Origin of the sequence: Streptomyces vietnamensis, from assembly GCF_000830005.1 — a bacterium.
GTDB classification, from domain to species: Bacteria; Actinomycetota; Actinomycetes; order Streptomycetales; family Streptomycetaceae; genus Streptomyces; species Streptomyces vietnamensis.
The window spans coordinates 4,034,330-4,056,216 of record NZ_CP010407.1; the positions used below are offsets into that span (position 1 = coordinate 4,034,330).

General features: G+C 71.9%; 25 protein-coding genes. 13 read left to right on the forward strand and 12 right to left on the reverse strand.

All coding sequences use genetic code 11. The features are described from left to right. The first annotated feature begins 51 nt into the window (after window positions 1–51). The gene (gene arsM, locus SVTN_RS17950; protein ID WP_041130008.1) at window positions 52–942 is read left to right on the forward strand and encodes an arsenite methyltransferase; all 891 of its coding nucleotides are present in this window, start codon (window positions 52–54) and stop codon (window positions 940–942) included. A 174-nt stretch (window positions 943–1,116) separates the two neighbouring features. Here arsM and SVTN_RS46165 read toward each other — a convergent pair whose 3' ends face one another. Next, on the reverse strand, window positions 1,117–1,473 hold the full coding sequence (locus tag SVTN_RS46165; protein WP_342669709.1) for a pyridoxal-dependent decarboxylase: 357 nt from the start codon (window positions 1,471–1,473) through the stop codon (window positions 1,117–1,119). Between the two features lie 106 nt (window positions 1,474–1,579). Between SVTN_RS46165 and SVTN_RS17955 the strand changes: the two genes are divergently transcribed. After that, window positions 1,580–2,368, forward strand: coding sequence for a PLAT/LH2 domain-containing protein (locus SVTN_RS17955; RefSeq protein WP_041130009.1), 789 nt, complete (start codon window positions 1,580–1,582; stop codon window positions 2,366–2,368). 190 nt (window positions 2,369–2,558) lie between these two features. Here the strand turns inward: SVTN_RS17955 and SVTN_RS17960 are convergent, their stop codons facing one another. Continuing rightward, window positions 2,559–3,113, reverse strand: coding sequence for an EF-hand domain-containing protein (locus tag SVTN_RS17960; RefSeq protein ID WP_041130010.1), 555 nt, complete (start codon window positions 3,111–3,113; stop codon window positions 2,559–2,561). Window positions 3,114–3,468: 355 nt separating this feature from the next. Here SVTN_RS17960 and SVTN_RS17965 point away from each other — a divergent pair, with 355 nt between their 5' ends. The 5 genes from SVTN_RS17965 (at window position 3,469) to SVTN_RS17985 (ending at window position 7,980) form a co-directional block, all read left to right on the forward strand. Further along, window positions 3,469–4,938: a phenylacetate--CoA ligase family protein gene (locus SVTN_RS17965; RefSeq protein ID WP_107072754.1), complete on the forward strand. Its 1,470-nt coding sequence runs from the start codon at window positions 3,469–3,471 to the stop codon at window positions 4,936–4,938. Further along, a complete protein-coding gene (locus SVTN_RS43790) occupies window positions 4,935–5,468 on the forward strand; it encodes a hypothetical protein (RefSeq protein WP_159026463.1) in 534 nt (177 codons plus the stop codon). The genes SVTN_RS17965 and SVTN_RS43790 overlap by 4 nt, the downstream gene beginning before the upstream one ends. Continuing rightward, entirely contained in the window at window positions 5,465–6,688 is a 1,224-nt protein-coding gene (locus SVTN_RS17975) for a cytochrome P450 (protein ID WP_041130013.1), read from the forward strand. Before SVTN_RS43790 ends, SVTN_RS17975 begins: the two co-directional genes overlap by 4 nt. A gap of 52 nt (window positions 6,689–6,740) precedes the next feature. Then, a complete protein-coding gene (locus SVTN_RS17980; protein ID WP_041130014.1) occupies window positions 6,741–7,088 on the forward strand; it encodes a VOC family protein in 348 nt (115 codons plus the stop codon). Window positions 7,089–7,164: 76 nt separating this feature from the next. After that, window positions 7,165–7,980: a bestrophin-like domain gene (locus tag SVTN_RS17985; RefSeq protein WP_159026464.1), complete on the forward strand. Its 816-nt coding sequence runs from the start codon at window positions 7,165–7,167 to the stop codon at window positions 7,978–7,980. A gap of 118 nt (window positions 7,981–8,098) precedes the next feature. Here the strand turns inward: SVTN_RS17985 and SVTN_RS17990 are convergent, their stop codons facing one another. From SVTN_RS17990 to gad, 5 genes are all read right to left on the reverse strand, one after another. After that, entirely contained in the window at window positions 8,099–8,878 is a 780-nt protein-coding gene (locus SVTN_RS17990; RefSeq protein WP_041130015.1) for a GNAT family N-acetyltransferase, read from the reverse strand. Window positions 8,879–9,006: 128 nt separating this feature from the next. Further along, on the reverse strand, window positions 9,007–9,444 hold the full coding sequence (locus SVTN_RS17995) for an iron chaperone (protein WP_041130016.1): 438 nt from the start codon (window positions 9,442–9,444) through the stop codon (window positions 9,007–9,009). A gap of 30 nt (window positions 9,445–9,474) precedes the next feature. Further along, the gene (locus SVTN_RS18000) at window positions 9,475–9,738 is read right to left on the reverse strand and encodes a helix-turn-helix domain-containing protein (protein ID WP_052499182.1); all 264 of its coding nucleotides are present in this window, start codon (window positions 9,736–9,738) and stop codon (window positions 9,475–9,477) included. Then, entirely contained in the window at window positions 9,739–10,149 is a 411-nt protein-coding gene (locus tag SVTN_RS18005) for a VOC family protein (protein ID WP_041130017.1), read from the reverse strand. It lies immediately after the preceding gene. 70 nt (window positions 10,150–10,219) lie between these two features. After that, window positions 10,220–11,614, reverse strand: a complete 1,395-nt coding sequence (gad, locus tag SVTN_RS18010) for a glutamate decarboxylase (protein WP_041130018.1) — start codon at window positions 11,612–11,614, stop codon at window positions 10,220–10,222. A gap of 187 nt (window positions 11,615–11,801) precedes the next feature. Between gad and SVTN_RS18015 the strand changes: the two genes are divergently transcribed. Then, window positions 11,802–12,590: a class I SAM-dependent methyltransferase gene (locus tag SVTN_RS18015; protein WP_052499183.1), complete on the forward strand. Its 789-nt coding sequence runs from the start codon at window positions 11,802–11,804 to the stop codon at window positions 12,588–12,590. 33 nt (window positions 12,591–12,623) lie between these two features. Here SVTN_RS18015 and SVTN_RS18020 read toward each other — a convergent pair whose 3' ends face one another. Next, entirely contained in the window at window positions 12,624–12,992 is a 369-nt protein-coding gene (locus tag SVTN_RS18020; protein WP_041130019.1) for a hypothetical protein, read from the reverse strand. A 54-nt stretch (window positions 12,993–13,046) separates the two neighbouring features. Beyond that, on the reverse strand, window positions 13,047–13,661 hold the full coding sequence (locus tag SVTN_RS18025) for an MBL fold metallo-hydrolase (RefSeq protein WP_041130020.1): 615 nt from the start codon (window positions 13,659–13,661) through the stop codon (window positions 13,047–13,049). Between the two features lie 138 nt (window positions 13,662–13,799). Between SVTN_RS18025 and SVTN_RS18030 the strand changes: the two genes are divergently transcribed. From SVTN_RS18030 to SVTN_RS18045, 4 genes are all read left to right on the forward strand, one after another. Next, a complete protein-coding gene (locus SVTN_RS18030) occupies window positions 13,800–14,708 on the forward strand; it encodes a GlxA family transcriptional regulator (RefSeq protein ID WP_052499682.1) in 909 nt (302 codons plus the stop codon). Window positions 14,709–14,853: 145 nt separating this feature from the next. Next, the gene (gadC, locus tag SVTN_RS18035; RefSeq protein ID WP_041130022.1) at window positions 14,854–16,332 is read left to right on the forward strand and encodes a glutamate/gamma-aminobutyrate antiporter GadC; all 1,479 of its coding nucleotides are present in this window, start codon (window positions 14,854–14,856) and stop codon (window positions 16,330–16,332) included. Continuing rightward, the gene (locus SVTN_RS18040; RefSeq protein WP_041130023.1) at window positions 16,329–16,766 is read left to right on the forward strand and encodes a hypothetical protein; all 438 of its coding nucleotides are present in this window, start codon (window positions 16,329–16,331) and stop codon (window positions 16,764–16,766) included. Before gadC ends, SVTN_RS18040 begins: the two co-directional genes overlap by 4 nt. A gap of 167 nt (window positions 16,767–16,933) precedes the next feature. Then, window positions 16,934–18,139, forward strand: a complete 1,206-nt coding sequence (locus tag SVTN_RS18045) for a threonine/serine exporter family protein (RefSeq protein ID WP_052499683.1) — start codon at window positions 16,934–16,936, stop codon at window positions 18,137–18,139. Here SVTN_RS18045 and SVTN_RS18050 read toward each other — a convergent pair. Then, a complete protein-coding gene (locus SVTN_RS18050; RefSeq protein WP_041130024.1) occupies window positions 18,127–19,428 on the reverse strand; it encodes a membrane protein in 1,302 nt (433 codons plus the stop codon). The genes SVTN_RS18045 and SVTN_RS18050 overlap by 13 nt on opposite strands. Before the next feature lie 117 nt (window positions 19,429–19,545). Here SVTN_RS18050 and SVTN_RS18055 point away from each other — a divergent pair, with 117 nt between their 5' ends. Then, entirely contained in the window at window positions 19,546–20,505 is a 960-nt protein-coding gene (locus SVTN_RS18055) for a D-2-hydroxyacid dehydrogenase family protein (RefSeq protein ID WP_041130025.1), read from the forward strand. A 16-nt stretch (window positions 20,506–20,521) separates the two neighbouring features. On the opposite strand, the gene SVTN_RS18060 is transcribed toward SVTN_RS18055, so the two are convergent. Together SVTN_RS18060 and SVTN_RS18065 are read right to left on the reverse strand one after the other, a co-directional pair. Continuing rightward, window positions 20,522–20,878 (reverse strand): GntR family transcriptional regulator, encoded by a 357-nt coding sequence (locus tag SVTN_RS18060; RefSeq protein WP_041130026.1) that lies wholly within the window; start codon window positions 20,876–20,878, stop codon window positions 20,522–20,524. 2 nt (window positions 20,879–20,880) lie between these two features. Beyond that, window positions 20,881–21,825, reverse strand: a complete 945-nt coding sequence (locus tag SVTN_RS18065) for a DUF1648 domain-containing protein (RefSeq protein WP_041130027.1) — start codon at window positions 21,823–21,825, stop codon at window positions 20,881–20,883. Window positions 21,826–21,887 lie beyond the last annotated feature (62 nt).

A 21,887-nucleotide genomic window follows, 5' to 3' on the forward strand; every position in this document is an offset into this window, starting at 1 on the left:
GGTCCTGTCCTCGACGGACAGGGCGGCCTCCGCCCTTTGGGAGTCGTCGTCATGAGCGAGCAGTCCACCGACCTGCGCGAGACCGTCCGCCGCCGCTACGCCGCGGCAGCCGTCCAGGTCACCGAGGGCGGCACCGCCTGCTGCGGGCCGCAGGCCGTCGAGGTCGACGAGAACTTCGGCTCCGTCCTCTACGCCGCCGACGAACGCGAGACCCTGCCCGCCGAGGCCGTCGCCGCCTCCCTGGGCTGCGGCAACCCCACCGCCGTCGCCGACCTGAACGAAGGCGAACGCGTCCTGGACCTCGGCTCGGGCGGAGGCATCGACGTCCTCCTCTCCGCCCGTCGCGTCGGCCCCACCGGCAGGGCATACGGCCTGGACATGACCGAGGAGATGCTCGCCCTCGCCCTCGCCAACGCCGCCAGGGCCGGCGCGACGAACGTCGAGTTCCTCAAGGGCACCATCGAGGCCATCCCGCTGCCCGCTTCGACGATCGACGTGGTGATCTCGAACTGCGTGATCAACCTGTCCACCGACAAGCCCGCCGTCTTCGCCGAGACCTACCGGGTCCTCAAGCCCGGCGGACGGATCGGCGTCTCCGACGTCGTCGCCGACGACACCCTCACTCCCGAGCAGCGGGCCGAGCGCGGGGACCACGTCGGCTGCATCGCCGGCGCCCTCTCCTTCACCGAGTACCGCAACGGACTCGAGGCCGCCGGATTCACGGACATCGCGATCACCCCGACCCACCCCGTCGCCGACGGCATGCACTCCGCCGTCGTCCGGGCCGTCAAGCCCGCCGCCGGGGCCTGCACACCCTCATCGGACGCCTGCTGCGAGGTCGGCACCTGCTGCGGAGGCGGCGTCTGCTGCGGAGCCGGTGCCTGCTGCGCTCCGGCCGAAGGCGGTCCGAGCCCGGCATCGGAATCGGCGTCTCCCCGATGAGTCCGGCGCGGCCTGTGCCGCCCGGTGGGCAGTCAGGGTGTGAGGACAGGCGTCCGCACCTCGTACCCCGACCGTGCCTTCAGGTCCTGCCGGGCGAGGTCCGCCGCAGTGGCCGGCGTCGTGCGGCGACGTCGTGCGGCGACGGGCATGCTCGCAGGGGGGTGCCGTGGGTGGTCACCGAGGGCGTGGCGGCTCGTCGGCATCGGCGGCATGGAGGACTTCGCCGATGAGCAGGTCGAGGTCGTCCGTGGTGGTGCGGTAGTTGCACAGGCAGGCGCGCAGGACGGTGCGCCCCCGTACGGCGACGGTGGCGCCGAGCCCGCCCCAGGCGCCGTCGGCGTGGTGCCACATCCCGGTGCGCCGGCACAGGGCCGTGACCGGTTCGAGCGGGTCGACGGCGCCGGTGGCGGTGGTGCCCAGCGTGGTGACAGTGCAGAAGGGCAGCAGGTCGGCGGTGACCGCGGCACGCAGCGCGGCCGGGTCCAGGCGGTCGTGCGCGTCGGCGGGGACGGGGCGCAGCCGGTGGTGTATCGAACAGTGCGGCGTGTCCGCCTGCTGATCACCGCGATCGTCGCGAAGAGGGTTGGTCTAGGGTGCCCGGCGGTCCGTACAGGCGGAGGACGGGGGGGACAGAACGGTGGCATGGGACGGCCGTGCGTCCGGCGAGCAGGACGCGTTGTGGGATCCGGAGGCGACCGAGCTCCTCCCGCACACCGTGCCCGGGCCTGCGGGTGCGGAGCCGTGGCGTGGCGGTGGGGATGTCACGGACACCCGGCCGCTCCCCGCGATCGACGCCGCCCCGGGCACCCCGCCGCCGCCCGCCCCCGCCGCACGCCGGGCACCGCGCGTCAGGCCCCGCCGGGGTGTGTGGGTCGGAGCCGCGCTCGCGGCCTGCGCCGTGGGCGGTCTCGCGATCGGCGCCGTGCTGACCGCCGCGACCGGACGTACCGCCGCGGCACCCCCGCCAGGCCCCACGTCATCCGCCCCGGGTGTTCCCCGGCCGACGCGGACGGGCCCGGCCGCCTACGAAGTGACCGTGGCGACGGCGAACACCGCGGGGGCGGGGACCGACAGCGACGTCCAGGCACGGCTCACCGACGAGTCCGGCCGCACTTCCCCATGGACCGCACTGGACACGCCCGACCACAACGACTTCGAGGCGGGCATCCGGGACACGTACGTCATCGGCGTGCCCGCGGGCTTCGGCCGCCCGGCCTCCCTCCAGCTGTGGAAGGGCGGCACCGACGCCTGGGCCGTCGAAGCGGACGTACGCGTCACCGGACCCGACGGGTACGCAGCGCTGTGGCACCCCGCCGAACGCGCGTCCCGCCTCTGGATCACCGGGAGTGACCCCGTCCCCGAGGACGCCACACCCCGGTTCACGCAGTACAGCCCGAACGGCACCCTCGCGCCCAGCGGGCAGTGAGCGACGGAACGTCGGCGGCCGGGCCACAACGTGCCGGTCAGAAAGTGTCCGAGCGCCCAAGTACCGGGTGATTCCCCAGCTCGTGGCGCGGGTTCGGTTCCCGTCATCCGCTCTTCGTACGAAGGCCCAGGTCAGCGACCTGGGCCTTCGTCGTCGTCCGGACCGTGCCGGGCTCAGTGCCCGGACGAGATCAGAATCGGCCGAAGAACCAGCTGCCCGGCTCGTCGAGGCTGTTGGAGTTGAAGTACTGCCGGCAGCCCTTCACGCACTCCTGGCGGGACAGGCCGCCGTCCCCGTCCGTGTCGAGGGCGATGAAGGTGTCGATCGCGTCGGGGGCGCTGATGCCCCAGACGTTCTGCTGCAGTCGGATGAACTCGTCCTTGCTGATCTGGCCGTCCCCGTTGACGTCCATGATGTCGAACAGGGCGTTGGCGAGGGCATCGGTCGCGTTGAAGCGGGTGGTGTCGTCGACGGTCAGGCGGACCGACGCGATGTACTCCTCCTCCGAGATGCGGTTGTCGTGGTTCGTGTCCGCGTGGCGTACCAGCTCGTTCCAGAGCATGTCGAACGCCGCCGTGATCGCGCGGACCTTCTGGTCCTTCTTCGGCAGCTTGTACTCCTTCGCCAGGCGGTCGACGAAGGAGGCGAAGTCGGACTGCTCGATGTACCCGTTGCCGTCGGCGTCGAGGTGCTGGAAGACGCGCTGGTACTTGCGGGCCAACGGGTCGGCGGTGGCAGTGGCCATGGGGCTCTCCTTTTGCTCGGGGTTTTGGGGCGGAGCGAGAGCGGCGATTTCGGTGAATACGAAAACACCTGACCGCCCTCAGCCCCCGAGGCTAGCTAACCGGGAATCGACTCCATGAAACGCCGTCGCCGGTTTTTCAGCCAAACAAAACAGGACGCGACGATACCGATAAGACAGACTCCACATCCCCTTTCCTTATTAGTTGTTTTCATGGCCGCCATTCACCGTCGGATGATCACGAGAGGTGACAGTGCGACGTCCTTACATTACGCCTGCATCCCATCTCGCGGCCGCCGGTAGCGATTTGCATTCCGACCGCCCCCATGCTCTAGATTCCCGGCAGGAGGTAAGGCCCATGCTGCTTATGCGTGATGGCACGTCCGCCGTCGCGGCCTCGGATCTCATGCAGGTCCACCTGGCCGACGTACGTTCGACACTGGCTGGTCGGAGCGATCTTCCGGAACTTCGGGCGAGAAAATTGGTGCGGGTTCTGCAAGAGGCCGCCCGCTCCGAAATCCACGGCGAGAACCTGAGGGAATGGAGCGACGGGGAATTCGTCCGGAGAATGCTCAGGGAGACTCCGGGTCGCCTGTTGGGTGAATTCTTTCCCACCATTCCGCTTCTTTCACGTTCGGCTCTGCGCAAATCCCCTCGGGGGGCGTTGACGCGGCCGATGCGGCATTTCCTGCACTACTACGAGTCCTCGGGGACGACCGGGGACCCGGTCGCCGCCCCCAAGGCCGTCGACGACCTCATCATCAACACCGTAAACATCGGTGAGATGTGGGGGCGCGTACTGGAGGAGGGGGATTCGGCCCTCATTCTGATCAACGGGCCCTTCGCGCCGGCCGGGTACCAGTTCGAGAAGGTTCTCGAATATCTGGGTCTGACGTCGGTCCGGCTGTGGGTGGATCAGGTCACCGGCGACTACTCACGGGTGCTGCGCATCGTGCGGGAGTTGGGCATCAACACCTATGTGGGTGCTCCTTCCCGGCTCACCGAGCTCTTGCAGTTCGCCCTGTCGAAGGGGGAGACGGCGCCCGACTTCGCCAAGCTCCTGCTGATCGCCGAGCAGACCGGCGCCAGCTTCCTCCGGCACCTCGAAGGCCTCACCGGCGCCACCGCCCGCGTCGCCACCTTCGGCAGCTCGGAGACCGGGACCGTCGCGGTGACATGCGAATTCGGTGAGCTGCACACACAGCCCCAGAGCTACCTCCTCGAAGTGCACGACGAGGCGGGCACACGGCCGGTCGAAGAAGGCCGGGCGGATGCCGGTGAGTTGGTGGTGACCACGCTGGACCTGCCGTCACGCCCACTGGTGCGCTACCGGACGGGTGATCTCGTGGAGATCGGGGGCGTTCCCTGTCCGTGCGGCGTCCGCACCCCGGTGCTGCGTCCGCTGGGCCGACAGCAGGACGCGGTGAAGCTGGCCCGGGACGGTGTGCGGCAGGAGGAGTGCGAGGCGGTGCTGTGGGCGTCCCAGGACGCCGGCGCGCCCGTCGCACTCAACTACATGCTCGTGATCAAGGGCGATTCGGTCGTGTGCCTGGTGATCACCGACCGCGAGACGACCCTCGCGTGGGAAGAGGACCTCGCCCGGCGGCTCGATCCCCTCTTCGCCGAGCACCACGTCGCCGTGCGGACGGTGTCCGCCCTGCCGCCGCTGGCCTCCATGGGCGCCTACGTGGGATGGAAGCTCTCCCGGCTCGTCGACCTGGACGATCCCGCGCTGCACGGCTGCCTTCCGCCTCCCCTGCACGAGGCGGTCAAGGAGTCCCTGAGCCAGATCGAACGGCTCACCGCCCAACCTGCCCTGACGCCATGAGCCCTGACACCGTGAAAGGAACGGTCGTGGTCGAGAACACGATGACCGGCGGCACGATGACCGACAAGGAGAAGGCCGAGTTCGTCCTCGGGGTGTACTTCCGGACCCAGGCCGCCATCGAGCGGTACATGGGGCGGGAGAACCTGCCGGAATGGACCGAGCACGTGGCCAGGATCAACTCCGACGCGATGCGGCACCGACTGCCCGACACGGACGACCAGTCCAGGGACCTGCTCTCCGGGCTGCGCGCGATGCTGGGTGTCTACGGCTCCGACACCGAGACCCGCACCTCGGCGGAGACGACCGAACTCGACGTACGGCGCTGCGGCATCTTCGACTACCGGGAACAGGCCGCGCAGCGGGGGGTCACCCTGACCCTGGACCGGCCGTGCGAGTTCTGCGTCGACCTCCATCAGCGCACCGCCGCGCACCTCGGCATCAGCGCCGACGTCGAACTGGCGGAACGCGGCTGCCGGTGGACGGTGCCGGTGCCCTCGGCGACCCGCGGCCGCGAAGGAGCGACCGGGTGAGCGCGCAGGTCCAGGACGACCTGGCGCCCCTGCCCTACCGCAGGGACCCGGCGTGCCCGTTCGCTCCGGACCCGGAGCTCGCCCGGCTGCGCCGTGAGGAACCCGTGTCCCGGATCCGGCTCACCGGCGGGTCGGAGGCGTGGCTGGTCACCCGGTTCGCCGACGCCCGCCAGGTCCTCGCCGACCCGCGGTTCAGCAGCCGGCTCACGCCCATCGGCGTGGTGGTGCCCCCGTCACAGGACCAGGGGCTGAGCGAGGCACTGCAGTCCCGCCAGCCGGGTACGTTCATCGAGGAGGACCCGCCCGAGCACACACGGCTGCGGGCCCTGGTGACCCGGGAGTTCACGACCCGCCGCATGCGCCGGCTCCAGCCGTACGTCGAGGCGGTGGTGGAGGAGCACCTGGAGGTCATGGCCGCCGCTCCCCATCCCGTCGACCTGATGGCGGCCTTCGCCCTGCCCGTCCCGTCCCGGATCATCTGCGCCATCCTGGGGCTGCCGACGGAGGGCACGTACGACTTCGCCGGACACACCCGGGTCATGACCGACGTCATGTCGCCGCTGCCCGAGCTCATCGAGGCACGCGACGCGCTCCGGGCGGGCATGCGCGAGGTGGTCCGCGGCAAACGGCGGAACCCCGGGGACGATCTGCTCGGCCGCGTCATCCGCGAGTCCGGGGACTCCGTCACCGACGAGGAACTCGTCGGCATCGGGAACCTGTTGCTGGTCGCCGGCCACGAGACGACCGCGCACATGCTGGGTCTGGGCGTGCTCGCGCTGCTCCACCACCCCGACCAGGCGGACGTCCTGCGCGACCGGCCGGAACTGTGCGACTCGGCCATCGACGAGCTGGTCCGGTACGTCACCATCCCGCACCACGGCGAACTGCGCACCGCCACCGAGGACGTGCGCGTCGGCGACGTCCTGCTCCGGGCCGGCGAGCAGGTGCTCGTCTCCCTGCCGTCGGCCAACTGGGATCCCGAGGGCATCGAGGCCCCCGACACCCTCGATCTCACCCGCCCGCCCCGCACGCACCTGGCCTACGGGCACGGCGTCCATCACTGCGTCGGCACCCCGCTGGCCCAACTCGAACTGCGCGTGGCGCTTCCCGCCCTGCTGCGCAGGTTCCCCGACATGCGCTGCGCCGTTCCGTACGACGAAGTCCCGTTCCGCAGGTCGAACGTCACCTACGGACTGCACGCCCTGCCCCTCACCTGGTGATCACCGCACCGGACGTCACCCACGCAATGTCACCCCCACAACGGAGCCCCACGTGAGCAACATCGTCAAAGTGATCGCCCGCGTCACCGTGCCGGAACTCGCCACCGCCGTCCCCTTCTACCAGGAGCTGGGGGGAGCCGAAGACGCCTCGACCTTCCAGTACGCCGGGGTCCACCTCGCCTCCGTCAGCCCTTTTCTCCTGCTCTCCGGGGACAAGGCCGCGGAGTTCTCCGACCGTCGCGCCACCCTCGTGGTCCGCAGCCTGAACCCGGTGACGACCGCCCTGCACCGGGCGGGCGGCCGGATCCTCGACGGCCCGGCCCCCGGCCCCAACGGCCACCGCATGATCGCCCGGCATCCGGACGGCTCCGTCTTCGAGTACATCGAGCTCCCCTCGTAAGCCCGCCGCGCGCCATCCCGTGGCGGGCCGGTGCCGGCGGGGTGTCCGCCCACCCGATCTCCCCTAGGCCATGACCATGACCACGTCCATGATCATCACCGTCGTGGCGATCCTCGCGGCGCTCGCCGTGGGCCTGATCGCCCACCACCTCCATCGCCGGCGCCGCACCGGCGACGACGAAGAAGCGTCCGTCGGCGACCTGATCAGCCCCCTGGAGACGCTCGCCGTCCTGCTGGTCGCCTTCGTCATCGTCGTGGCGGCCGAGTCGTACGGTTCCGCCTCCGCGGCCGTCGAGGCCGAGGCCGGCCGGGTCGACCAGCTCTACGAGGTGGCCGACTACGCCCCGGAGCCGCAGCGCGAGCGGCTCCAGGCGTCCGCCGTCTGCTACTCGCGGGCCATCGAGGCCGCCGAATGGCCCCTCATGGCCGAGGGCGGCGCGAAGTCCCCGCTCGCGTCGACGTGGTCCACCGAGTTCCGCACCCACTTCAAGGAGCTCGCCCACAAGAAGGACGCCACCTTCCCGCTCCTCGTCCAAGCCGACGACGAACGCTCCAAGGCCCGGCAGACCCGGGTCTCGGAAGCGAGCCCCGCCATTCCCCCGTTCGTCTACTGGTTCATGGTCGTGGCCCTCGCCGCCACCGTCGGAGCGTTCGCCTTCGGCCTGCCCCACAACCGCAGACCCGCGCACCTCGTCCTGCTGTGCGTGCTGGCGGCGCTGTTCACCGGATCCCTGCTGCTGATCGAGGACATCGACAGCCCCTTCTCCGGCCGGATCCGGATCACGGGCGACGCGATGCAGCAGACCGCCGACGACATCGCCGAGGACTTCGCCACGGACCACCCCGCGAGCACCCTGCCCTGCGACACGGACGGGAAGCGGACCACGACCTGACCCGCCCCCCTGAGCCGGGAGCGTGCCCCTACGTGCCGGTGCCCACGGCCGGTGCGGTCGAGGCCGGCTCCGGGGGGGGGGAAGCACAGGCCGGCCGGCGGGCTTTACCGCAGCGGTGTCACTGAGAGGCCCACCAGGTCGAGGGCGCCGCGACGGTGTAGCCCAGGGACTCGTACAGCGGCCTGCCCAGCTTCGAGGCGGTGAGGGTGACCGGCAGGTCCGCCAGGTGGGCGAGGGCGCCGAGCATGACGGCCCGCCCCACGCCACGCGACCGGAAGGCCGGCGAAGTACCGACCCAGTAGTGGCTGCCGACACCGTCGTCCACGACGCTGACGGCGGCCCCCGCGGCCACGCCGTCGACCAGGGCGAGGAACACGTCCACGCCCGGCTGCTCGATCAGCGCCGCCGGGAACAGCTCGCCGGGACGGTAGGGCTCGAATCCGTCCAGCTCGAAGCCCTCGATCACGATCCGCTCGGCCGCCTGGAGGTCCTCGGGCCGCCGCACCTCGATCACGTCCAGCGCCGGTTCGCCGACGGGCCCGGGCGCGCGCAGCATGACCGGCATCTGCCAGTTCCGCATGCCCAGGTGGCTCAGGTCGGTCGAGCTGAACGGGTCCTCGGCGTTCACCGGGCCCGCGGCCCGGCGCACCAGCTCGCTCAGCTCGGCGAGTTCGCCCGGGTCGAGGTCGGGCTCCTGGACCAGGACCCGCAGACCGGCACGCTCGCCGCCGTCGACCGCGACGAACCCGCGGCGCCGGACGACCTCGTGCCCCCGGCTTCGGCCGGTCGCGGTCCACAGGGCGGCGGAGTTACGGGCCTGACGCATCGGCGCCTCGGCCAGGGCCACGGTCGCGGGCGCGGTCGCGGGCCGGTCGGCCGAAGGAGATCTTGTTGTCATTGCGCCTACGGTAGTGCGCAGTTGCCCTCTCACACAGGCCAATTCCATACGATCCGGCTGGGCCACCTTCGAGCCCGTCGCCGATGGTGATGACGGGCTCGGGCCCCGGGCCCCGCTTCCGGAACCGGTCAGCCCGCCGCCTGCTCGATGAGGGCCGCGATGCGCTTCTCCGTCGCCGGGTTCAGGGCCGTGAGGGCGTACGAGGTGGGCCACAGGGTGTCCTCGTCGAGGGCGGCCTGGTCGCTGAACCCCAGGGTGGCGTAACGGGACTTGAACTTCTGGGCGCTCTGGAAGAAGCAGACGACCTTGCCGTCCCGCGCGTAGGCCGGCATGCCGTACCAGAGCTTCGCGGTGAGGGCCGGGGCGTGCTCCTTGACGAGGGCGTGGACGCGCTCGGCGAGGACCCGGTCCGCGTCCTCCATCTCGGCGATCTTCGCGAGCACCTCGGGCTCGGTGTCCGCCTTCGCCCCGCGCCGCTTCGCCGCCTTCAGCTCCTTGGCGTGCTCCTTCATCGCGTCCCGCTCGTCGTCCGTGAAGCCGTCGTAGGACTTGCCGTTCGCGGTCATGGTGGGTTCCCCTCGTCGTCGTTTCGGTGGTCAGGACCGCGCGCCGTGCAGCCGCAGCGTCCTCGCGCGTTCCGCGCGGCGGGCCAGGAGGTAGTCGTACGGGGAGGCCCCGTACGCGAGGCGGAACTGGCGGCTCAGGAGGGCCGGCGGCAGGTTCGCGGCCCGTGCCAGTTCCAGGACGTCCAGCGGGCGCGCGTACTCACGGTCGATGCGGTCGCGGACGCGGCGCATGCGGGTGAAGTCGCGCAGGCGCCGGTCCGTGACGCGCGCCTGCGCCCAGCCCGGGCGGCACATCTAGCGGACTTCCTGGATGCGGATCAGATTGCCCGCCGGGTCGCGGAACGCGCAGTCGCGGATGCCGTACGGCTGCTCCGTCGGCTCCTGCACGACCTCGGCGTCCGCGGCCCGGACCTTCTCGAAGACGGCGTCGAGGTTCGGGGTGGCGAGCAGGATCCAGCCGTACGTGCCCTTGGCCATCATCTCGGCGATCGTGCGGCGCTCGTCCTCGGTGACGCCCGGGTCGACCGCCGGCGGCGCGAGGAGGATCGAGGTGTCCGGCTGTCCCGCCGGTCCGACCGTGATCCACCGCATCTTCCCCTGGCCGACGTCGCTGCGGACCTCGAAGTCGAGGGCGTCCCGGTAGAAGGCCAGGGAGGCGTCCGGGTCGTCGTGCGGAAGGGCGCTGGTGTGAATGGTGATGTCCATGGACCTCACGCTAGTTCCGGGCCCCGGTTCCACGCTTCTCGAATCCTGATCGGTGTCGGACGACCTCCCCTCAGTGGTGGAATCCCGCGCGGTCGGCGTCCGACGGCACGCCCTTCTCCAGGCGTTCCAGGCAGCGGCGGATGTCCTGGGCCAGGAGGTCGACCTCGTCGCGGCCGATGCCGTGCCGGATCAGGACGCGCTGGATGACGGTCTCCTGCCGGTCGGGGGGCAGCGGGTAGGAGGGGACCTGCCAGCCGCGCATCCGGAGCTGGTCGGAGAGGTCGTACAGGCTGAAGCCCGCGCCCTCCGGGTCGGTGAGGGTGTACGAGACGGCGGGCAGCCCGCCCTGCCCGTCGTAGAGCAGCGTGAACGGGCCCATCTCCGCGATCTGTTCGGCGAGGTACTGGGCGGTCAGCGCGCACGCCTCCTGGACGCGCCGGTAGCCGACCCGCCCCAGACGCAGGAAGTTGTAGTACTGGGCGACGATCTCGCCGCCGGGGCGGGAGAAGTTCAGGGCGAACGTCGGCATGTCGCCGCCCAGGTAGCTCACCCGGAAGACGAGGTCCTCCGGCAGCAGGTCGGCGGTCCGCCACACCGCCCAGCCCACGCCGAGCGGCGCGAGGCCGAACTTGTGGCCGGAGGCGTTGATGGAGGAGACCCGCGGCAGCCGGAAGTCCCAGACGAGGTCCCGGTGGAGGAACGGGGCGACGAAGCCGCCGCTCGCCGCGTCGACGTGGATCGGGACGTCGAGCCCCGTCTCCTGCTGGATCCGGTCGAGTTCCGCGGCCAGCTCGGCGACCGGCTCGTAGTCGCAGGTGTAGGTGACGCCGAGGATCGCGACGACGCCGATGGTGTTCTCGTCGACGTACTCCTTCAGCTGGTGCGGCCGCAGGCCGGTGGCGCCCGGCTCCAGCGGGATCTGACGCAGCTCGACGTCGAAGTAGCGGGCGAACTTGTCCCAGCAGATCTGCACGGGCCCGCAGACGAGGTTCGGCCGGTCCGTCGGCTTGCCCTCCTTGCGGCGCTTCTCCCGCCACCGCCACTTCAGGGCCAGGCCGCCCAGCATGGCGGCCTCGCTGGAGCCGGTGGTGGAGCAGCCGATCGCGGTGCCCTCGCCGGTCGCGCTCCCGGGGGCGTTCCACAGGTCGGCCAGGATGTTCACGCACCGCGACTCGATCTCGGCGGTCTGCGGGTACTCGTCCTTGTCGATCATGTTCTTGTCGAGGCACTCGTCCATCAGCCGGCGGACCTCGTCGTCCGTCCACGTCGTGCAGAACGTCGCGAGGTTCTGCGCCGAGTTGCCGTCGAGCAGCAGCTCGTTGTGAAGCATCGCGTAGACGACCGCGGGGATGTTCGGCTCTTCCGGCATCCGGTGCTTCGGCAGGACCCGCTCGCTCAGCGCCGACGCGAACACGTCGGTGGCCGCGTCGGCACTCTTCGGGGCCTTCATCTCATGGAGCGCCACAGTTTCCCCTTCGATCAGCGGTCTCGTCGACAGTCCTCTCATCAACCCACGGGGCCGGGCAGGGCGCCCGGCAGCGGCCGCGACCGTTGACCCACCCGGGTGAGGGGGCCGCCGAGGCCCTGTCCTGCGGCTCCCACGACCAGTACGTTCCGGACGAAGTGGATCATCACGGGAAGGCCTTCACCACATGACCCCTCGCACCATCAGCCGCTCCGACCGACAGGACGCCGCCGCCTCCGACGCCGCCGCCGATGCCTTCGCTGCCGACGCCGACGCCGACGCCTTCGAGTCCTACGACGACCTCCCCGAGCGCCTCATCGGCTACCCGGCCGTCTTCCACGCCCTCGGCATCGGCTCCTCCGCCGTCCGTACGGTCCTGGACTACGGCTGCGGGCCCGGCAAGGTCGCCACCCGTGTCGTCGAGGCCTCCGACGCGCGCGTGGTGGCCGTCGACCGCTCGTCCCGCATGCTGGAGATCGCCCGTGAGCGGCGCCCGCACCCGCGGATCGACTACCGGCTGAGCGACGACGGCGGTCTCGGCCTCCTCGCCGACGGTTCCGTCGACGCCGCCATGGCCTGCTTCGTCTTCACCACCACCGGAGACATCGCCGACCTGCACGAGATCGCCGCCGAGGCGCACCGCGTGCTGCGCCCCGGTGGCCGGTTCGCCGTGCTGGACGCCAACCCCCGCACCACGGGCATCCGGTTCTCCACCTTCCGCAGCGGCGAGCCGGGGCGCGTCTACACGAAGGGCGAGCGGCGGCGGTCGCGCCGGGAGCGGCCCGGTGGCGAGGCCCCGCTGGAGCTGGTCGACCACCACTGGCCGTGCCAGACGTACCTCGACGTCCTCGGCAAGGCCGGGTTCACCGACCTGGACCTCCACGAGCCCGTCCTCACCCACCGGTCGGCGCAGCTGGGGAGCGATCCGGCGGAGGCCGGGCACCCGCCGTTCCTCGTGGTGTCGGGGGTCAAGTGACGGGCGTGCCCCCGGCCGGCCGCCGGCCGGCCGTCAGCTGTCGGAGTAGCTGAAGTCCCCCACGGTCCAGGCGCTGACGTCCGCGATCGCGACGCGGTACATCCCGCCGGTCTCGGGCATGCCCACCGTGCCCTGGAGGATGCGGGCGAGGTGGAAGTGGAGGTGGGTGGGGGGCTCCACGGTCTTCAGCTCCTCCCGTACGGGGGAGAAGACGCCGGAGAACTCGCCCAGCTGCGCCGAGTCCGTCAGGACCTCCGACACGCGCTGTCTCCACAGGGCTTCCGGTGCGAGGCGCCCGGTGATGACCACTCCCCCCGCGACCACGGTGAGGGACATCTGATTGCTCCGCCCGGACTCCACGGTGGCGGCGACGTCGACGAGCAGCTCGTCAGGGATCGACATGGAAGCCGATTCTAAGGGGCGTCTCGCCGATCGGGCCGGATCAGGGAGCGGCTTCTAGAGGGGCGCGGTGTCGTCCGCCGGGAAGGCGGGGCCGTGGCCGGGGACGATGACGTCGGCGGCGGCGAGGACGCGGAGGCGCGAGTCCCGCAGGACCGTGCGGTCGGGGGCGACCGGGTCCTCGACGGGGCCGTCGGGCCGCCACCAGAGGTCGCCCACGAAGGCGACGACGCCCTCGCCGGTGCCGGCGAGGAGGGTGATGTCCTCGGGGCTGTGGCCGGGGGTACGGATCAGGCGCAGCGACGGGGTGAGCTCGTGGCCCTCGGCGTCGCGGTCGGTCCACTGGTCGTCCTGGTAGATCGCCTTGTGGTCGTGGACGCGGGCCCGGCCGAAGAGGCCGACGTTCATGGTGTTGTCGGGGTGGTGGTGGCTCAGCACGACGTCGGTGATGTCGTCGGGGCCGAGGCCGAGCGCGGCGAGCGGTCCGAGGATCCGGTCGCGGCCGGCGACCATGCCGGGGTCGACGATCACGTGCCGGTCGCCGTCGTGGACGTACGAGACGGTGGCGGCGACCCCGGGTCCGGTGGAGAGGGTGTAGCCGGTGGTCAGGATCGTGTGGGCGGCGGTGCGGGTGCGGGGGGCGTCGGTGCGGGTGTTCTGCGTCGTCGTCATGCCCCAAGTCTTCTGCGGGGCGGGGACCTTCACGAGTGGCCGTGCTGCCACTGATCGCGGGAATCGTGCCACCCCGTGTGCCACACTCCGCTCGTGCCCTTTCCCACCGTCGCCGCCTACGCCCCGCACGGCGTCGGCATGCTCGGTGCCGGGATCGTCTCCGAGGTGTTCGACGCGCGCGGACAGGGCCTGCCCGCCTTCGACTTCGCGCTCTGCACCGACCGGCCCGGCCGGGTCCGCACCGATGTCGGGCTGCCGCTGGTGGTCGACCACGGCCTGGACCGCCTGGCCGGCGCCGACCTGGTGATCGCCCTGCCGTGGGCCGATTTCCGTACGCCCCCGGCCCCCGCCGTGCTCGACGCGCTGGCCGCCGCGCACGCGCGCGGGGCGCTGGTCGCGGCCCACTGCGTCGGGGCGTTCGCGCTCGCCGCGGCCGGGCTGCTCGACGGGCGGCGGGCCACCACCCACTGGCGGTTCGCCGGGCTCCTCGCGGAACGGCATCCGGAGGTCACCGTCGAGCCCGACGCCCTCTACGTCGACCAGGGCACGGTCGTCACCGGCGCGGGCGCCGCCGCCGGCTTCGACCTGTGCCTGCACCTGCTGCGGCGGGAGTACGGGGCGACCACGGCGAACGCCATCGCGCGGGACCTGGTGCTGCCGTCCCACCGCGACGGCGGCCAGGCCCAGTACCTGGCGACGCCCGTGCCCGAGGACAGCCGGGACGAGCGGCTCACCGAGGTCCTCGCCTGGGCCCGGGAGAACCTCCACGAGCCGCTGCCCGTCGCCGAGCTGGCCCGCAGGGCGCTGATGAGCCGCCGTTCCTTCGCCCGCCGGTTCGCGGCCTCGACCGGCACGACCCCGCACGCCTGGCTGCTCGGGCTGCGCCTGAGCCGCGCCGAGGAGCTCCTGGAGACGACGGAGCTCCCGGTGGAGGAGATCGCCCGCGCGGTCGGCTTCGGCAGCGCGGCGGTGCTCCGCGCCCAGTTCGTCCGCCGCCGCGGCGTGCCCCCGCGCGCGTACCGCCGCTCCTTCAGCCGTACGCCCTGAGGCCCCGTGCACCTCTGGGGCACGGGGGACACGTACGCCCTGACGGGTGGCCAAGGCCCGTCCCCCGTACGGCCGATACCGGTTGCCGGGCCCCCAGGGCCGTTCAAGGCTGAACCGACGTCCTACGTACGTGCGGGAGGGCCCCTTGAGCAGCATCGACACACCGGCCGAAGTCCCCAGGCCGCGGGCCGCGGTGCAGACCGCCGCGCCCAGCACCATGACCTGGGTGACGCTCGCCCTGATGACGACCGCGTCGGTCGCGAGCCTGCGGGCCGCGCCGACGATGGCCGTCTACGGCCTGGCCTGCGTCTTCCTCTACCTCGTCCCGGCGATCGTGTTCCTGCTGCCGACCGCCCTGGTGTCTGCGGAGCTCGCCTCCGGCTGGAGCGGCGGCGTCTACCGCTGGGTCGCCGAGGGCCTCTCCAAGCCGCTCGGATTCCTCGCGGTCTGGTGCCAGTTCGCGATGACGATCTTCTACTATCCGAGCCTGCTGGCCTTCGTGGCCTCGACCATCGCGTACGTCATCGATCCGTCCCTCGCCTCCAACGGCGTCTACACGGCGATCGTCATCATGGTCCTGTACTGGACCGGCGTCTGGGTCTCCTCGCGCGGCACCAAGGCCCTGGCGGGACTGTCCAGTTGGGGTCTCATCATCGGCACGCTCGTGCCCGGCACGATCCTCGTCGTCCTCGGCATGGTCTTCCTCGGACAGGGCAACCCGTCCGCCGCGCCGATGGACGCCGGTCACCTGCTGCCGGAGTGGACCGGACTCGCCAGCCTGGTCCTGATCGTCAACAACTTCCTGTCGTACTCCGGCATGGAGATGAACGCGGTGCACGTCTCCTCGCTGAAGAACCCGGCGAAGGAGTACCCGAAGTCGATGTTCCTGGCGATGGGCCTCGTCCTGCTGATCTTCATCCTGCCCGCCCTGGCCATCAGCTGGGTCGTGCCGGCCGATCAGCTCAGCCTCACCGCCGGCGTGATGCAGGCCTTCGACGCCTTCTTCTCGTACTTCGACGTCGGCTGGATGACCCCGATCGCCGCCGTCATGCTGATCTCCGCCTCCCTGGCCGGCATGCTGACCTGGCTCGCCGGGCCGTCCAAGGGCCTCCTGGAGATCTCCCGCCAGGAGGGCTACCTGCCGCCGTTCCTGCAGAAGCTCAACAAGTTCGGCATCCAGCAGAACATCCTGGTCACCCAGGGCATCGTGACCTCGGCCATCGCCCTGATGTACGCGCTCATCCCGAACGTGTCGAGCGTCTACTGGATCTTCTCCACGATCACCACGCAGGTGTACCTCATCGTGTACCTGCTGATGTTCGCCGCCGCGATGCGGCTGCGGAAGACCCGGCCCGACCACCCCCGCGGCTACCGGGTGCCCGCCCTGGGCCTGGTGTGCACCGTGGGTCTGCTCGCCTCGCTCGCGGCGCTCGCCATCGGATTCGTACCGCCCTCCCAGTTCGGCGGCGGCAGCGTCTGGTCGTACGTCCTCTTCATCGCCTGCGGCCTGCTCGTCCTCGGCTTCCTGATCCCGTGGCTCTTCCTGAGGTTCCGCAAGCCGGACTGGCGCACCGCCACCGCCACCGCCGCCCCCGGCGCTTCGAGCGAGGGAGACCGGGCATGAGCCCCACCCGTTTCGCCTCCGAGCACAAGTGGATCTACTGGGGCGCGATCGTGCTCCTCGTCGGCCTCGCCGTCACCGGAGTCATCCGGTACGCGAGCGTGAAGAAGAACAACGAGACGCACGCCAAGTCCGAGCAGCTCCAGGAGGAGCTGGTGAAGGCCGGATACCCCTCCCCCGACACCGACACCGTCCAGCAGCTGCTCGGCACCGACGGCGGCCCGGTCTGCGAGGACCCGGGCGGCGCCCTCAACACGGCGCTGTGGAAGATCCAGCAGGCCAACGGCGCCACGGGCCCCGGCATGCGGCCCGTCATCTCCGACACCAGGGCCGTCCAGGCCGAGCGGATCGTCCTCCAGGTCTACTGCCCGGACAAGCTCGACGACTTCGACGAAGACCTGAAGGACCTCAAGACCGACGACACCGTCCGCCGGTGACGGGCGGCCCCGAGCCCGAGCCCGAGCACGCCCTCGATCCCGGCCCTGGTCCTGGTCCTGGGCGCGGTCCTGGTCCCGGGCGCGGTCCCGACGCCGGTCCCGGCCACGGTCCCCACGCCGCCCCTGGGCACGGGCCCTACGCCGACCCCGGGCACGGCCCCGGCGCCCTGCACGACTTCCTCCGTGAACTCACGCGGTTCATGCTGACGTTCAGCGGGGAGGGCGCCGAGGGCGTCGACCGGGTCGTCCGGGGCGTCGCCCGTACGTACGGCGGCCGTGCCGAGACCGTGCTCGTCGCGGACGGCGCCGTGCTCTCCGTGACCGCCGGGGGCCGCACGCTCACCTCGACCGTCACCGCCTTCCCCGACGTCGCCCGGCTCGACCGGGCCGTCGCCCTCAAGGAGTTCGTCGAGCGCGTACGGGACACCCGGCCGCCCCTGCCCGAGGCGATGGCCGGCCTGCGGCGGGTCGAGACGCTGCCCGCCACCGCGCCGCGCTGGGCCCGGGGCGTCGGCATCGTGCTGTTCTCCGTCGGCTTCGCGCCCGCCGTGCAGCCGACCTGGTACGAGATCGGCAGCACCGCCCTCCTCGCCGCCCTGGTCGCGACACTGACCGTCCTGTCGGACCGGCGGCCGCGCCTCGCCCGCGTCCTGCCGCTGCTCGCCGCCTCCCTGGTCTCGCTGGTGACCCTGGGGCTGCTCCAGCCGGGCCAGGACCACGGCGGACCGGTGCTGATCATGCTTCCGGCGCTGTTCTTCTTCGTGCCCGGCGACCTGCTGAGCGCGGCCACCGCCGAACTCGTCGGCGGCTTCCTGTCGACCGGCGCCGTCCGCCTCGTCTACGCCCTCGTCCTGCTCCTCCAGCTGTACGTGGGCGTCCTCCTGGGCGTGGCCGTCACCGGCACGCCGACGAGCGCGCTCCTCGACACGGCGCAGGACGCGGACCTGTCCCGGTGGGTGATCGTCGGGAGCTGGGCCGTCTTCACTGCGGGCCTGTTCCTGGCCTTCGGGGTGCCGTGGCGGCTCGCGGGCTGGGTGACGGGGCTCGTGTACCTGTCGCTCGGCGTCCAGGCGGCGGGCACGGCCCTGGTCGGCGAGGTCGCCGGCACCTTCGTCGCCGCGACGGCCCTCGCCGTCGCGGCGGACCTGCTGTCCCGGCCGGTCGGGCGGCCGCCCAGGCTCGTCCTCTTCCTGGGCGGCTTCTTCACCCTCACCGTCGGCTCGCTGGGCCTGCGGGCGCTCACCTCCCTGGCGGGCGGCCACGTCCTGCACGGCTTCCACGACCTCATGGACTTCGTCACGATCGTCACGACGATCGCGGTCGGGCTCCTGGCGGGGGCGGCGCTCGTACCGGGGCGGGGCTATCGGGCCTGAGAGGCCTTGGGTTCCTCGGACTCCGCCGGCCCCTCCGCCAGGAAGGCCACCACCGCGAGCACGAGGAGCAGGACGAGAACGACCCCCACGATGACCCAGGCGGTGGGGTGGGGCCAGAAGACGACGGCGGCGGCCGCCCCGGCGACGAGGATCCAGGTGATCCAGGTGCGGTAGCGCTGGACGAACGGGCCCACCGGGCCGAGGCGCATGCCCGCGTGGTCGGCGAAGGACCGGCTCGCGTCGATCCCGGAGTGCCAGAAGCCCCGGACGAGGACGGCGGGGCGGCTGGGGCCGGAGAGCCAGGCGGCGAGGGCGACGACGATGCCCAGGGTCGCGTACACCCGTACCGAGGTGCGGAGGAAGCGGATCAGGGTGTCGTAGATGGAACTCGCCGCGCCCGGGGAGACGTTGGCGGGCAGGGCGTTCAGATAGACCGTACGGAAGACGGTGAGGGCCACGCCGAGGACGATCGCCGCGAAGGCGACGCCGAGTCCCGCGGCGACCAGGGTGCGGCGGCGCCGCCCCGCGAGCAGCACACCGCCGGCGACGAGCAGGATCGCGATGACCGGCAGCCACACGCCCATCGTCTGGAGCAGCGCGAAGCCGGTCTTCACCTTGCCGATGTCCTCGGACTTGACCACGGTGAAGTCGGTGTGGATCTCGGGGATCTTGGCGGCGACGTCCAGGCCGGAGTCGACGAGCCGTTGCTTCACCCGGTCGATCACGGGCGCCAGGTCGATGGTGACCGTGTTCGTCTCGATCTTCACGGCCCCCTCGTCGCTGCCGGTCAGGGCGCGGTCGAGGGAGGTGTGGATGGCCCGGTTGGCGTCGGTCCAGATCGTCTGGAAGGCCGGGGAGGCGACGACGTCCTGCGCCCGCTCGTGGACGAAGCTGCCGACCGCGCTCTCCAGGGAGCCGCCCAGCTTGCCGAGGGCCTTGGCCGCCAGGGGCCGCTGGTCGGGCGCGACGCCCTCCAGGAGGGACTGCAGGTCGATGTGCTCCATGACGGCGTTCGTCACCCGGTTGGCGACGGCGGCCTGGATGTCCGGGTCCGAGGCGAGCGGCTTGACCGTCTGCACGTAGCGGTCGGTGTCGCCGATGAGGTCCGCGGTCCAGGTGGAGACGATGCCGAGCGGGACGAGGACGCAGCCGATGACGATGAGCAGGGCGGAGAAGAAGGAGCGGACGCGGTGGTGGGGTGGTCTGGCGGTCGCCTTCTCCGCTTCCAGCGCGGCCACCCGGGCCCGCAGTGCGGAGAGTTCGTCGCCATTGGCACCGGCAGCGTCCATGTCACCAGCCCTTTCGAAGGGACAATTCTGGATAATTCTCCGCACGGCCGCTGTCCTTGTCGCCCTGGGTGTGGCATACGTGCCGGGTCCGCGGACCCGATCCGCGATCATGCGGTCATGAAGCTGCGCTGTGCCGTACTCGACGACTACCAGGGCGTCGCCCTCACCTCCGCCGACTGGAGCCCGCTCGCCGACCGCGTGGACGTCCGCGTGCTGCGCGAGCACCTGACGGACCGGGACGCGCTCGTCGCCGCCGTCGAGGACTGCGAGATCCTCGTGGTCATGCGGGAGCGGACCCCGGTCGACGCGGAGCTCCTCGCCCGCCTCCCCCGGCTCCGGCTCCTGATCACCTCCGGCATGCGCAACGCCTCGATCGACCTCGCCGCCTGCGAGGAGCGGGGCGTCACCGTCTGCGGCACCGCCAGCAGTTCCGAGCCGCCCACCGAACTGACCTGGGCGCTCCTCCTCGGCCTCGCCCGGCACGTACCGGCGGAGGCGCGGGCGCTGCGGGAGGGCGGGCCGTGGCAGTCGACCGTCGGCTCCGACCTCGCCGGCCGGACGCTCGGCCTCGTCGGCCTCGGGAAGATCGGCGCCAAGGTGGCCCGGATCGGGCTCGCCTTCGGCATGGAGGTCGCCGCGTGGAGCCCGAACCTGACGGAGGAGCGGGCCGCCGAGCACGGCGCACGGCTCGCGAAGGACAAGCGGGACCTGTTCGCGACCAGCGACTTCGTCTCGCTGCACCTGGTGCTCTCCGACCGCACCCGGGGCCTGGTCGGGGAGCCCGAACTGCGGGCGATGCGCCCGTCCGCGTACCTCGTCAACACCTCCCGGGCGGGTCTCGTCGACGGCGGGGCGCTGCTGCGGGCGCTGCGCGAGGGGTGGATCGCGGGGGCGGGCCTCGACGTGTACGAGACGGAGCCGCTGCCCGCCGACGACCCGCTGCGGACGCTGCCGAACGTCCTGGCGCTCCCCCATCTGGGCTATGTGACGGAGGGGAACTACGGGCGGTACTTCGGCGAGGCGGTGGAGGACATCGAGGCGTTCCTCGCGGGGGCGCCGGTGCGGCAGTTGGGCTGAGCCCCCGCCGAGGGGCTCAGCCCAGGCTCGTACGGGCCAGGTCCAGGAACTCCGCTTCCGTCAGGCCCAGTTCGCGGGCCTCGCTCGCCGCCTCGCGCAGGCGGGCGATCAGGCGGGCGCGGTCGGGTGCGGTGGCGCCCGGGACGATCAGGGCGCCCCGGCCCCGGCGGAGTTCGATGAGGCCCTCCTCGCGGAGCCGCTGGTAGCCGCGGAGGACGGTGTGGACGTTGACGCCGAGGGAGTCGGCGAGTTCCCGCGCGGCCGGGAGGCGTTCGCCGGGGGCGGCGGAGCCGTCGGCGAGGGCTCCCCGGACGCAGGCGGCGATCTGGTCGCCGAGGGGGACGGCGGAGGCCGGGTCGACACGGAAGAGCACGGTCAGACCTTCCCATGCCGCTCGGCGAGGGTGTTGAGGAGGGCGGCGGCGGTCCGCGCGTCGGGCACGGTGACGGCGAACTCGCGCCCGCCGGTCCGCCGTACGACGAGGGCCTCGCCGGACCGCAGCACGACGCCCGTCCGGTGGGCCCGGACCCGGTAGCCCCAGCCTCCGAAGTCGGCGACGGCGTCGACGTCCCGGACGTCCGCGCCCGCGACCTCGTCGAGCGGGACGCGGAGACGGGGCCGGGCGGCGAACGAGGGCCGGACCGTGAGGCCGCGGCGGTCGACCGTGACCCTGACCCGGGCGAGGGCGAGTCCGGGTACGCCGATGACGAGGCCCAGGAGGCCGAGCAGGGCGGCCGGCCAGGGCGCGAGGAGCAGGGCGACCGGGCCCGCGACGAGGGCGAGCACCGCGAGCGCGGTGAGCGGCCGGGAGCCGGTGGCACGGGTCCAGCCGGCGACCTCGCTCGCGCCGAGCGGGAGGCGTGGCCCGCCGTCCACGGCAGGGGCCTCGGCGTCCGTCGGCGGGACCAGTCGGGTCAGGGCCCGGCCCGCGGCGGCGAACACGCCCGCGACGCCCGCCGCGACCGTGAGGTTGACCAGCGGGGACTCCACCCGCGCCGCGTCGACGGCGTCCAGGTTGTCCCGTACGAGGAGGGCGAGGAGCGCACCGGTGAAGCCGGCGGTCGCCCAGGCGCCCCAGAGGGCGGTGCGGCGGACGAGGAGCGTCCAGCCGGCGCCGAGGCCGAGGATCAGGGCCGTGCTCACCGCGAGGAAAGCGGCCCGGCCGGTGAAGCCGTCCGCGTCGCCCCCGCCGCCGAAGTGGGTGGCGAGGGGGTCGGGGAGCCGGTCGTACCAGAGGGCGAGCAGCAGCAGGTGTGCGGCGAGTACGAGGGCGAAGGGCAGCGCGGCGAGCGCGCGGAGACGAGGTGTGGCACGGTTCATGAAAACCTCCCTTGTTCGCACTCTACTAGAACAATGAGAGTTGAGGGCGGACGATCTTCGAG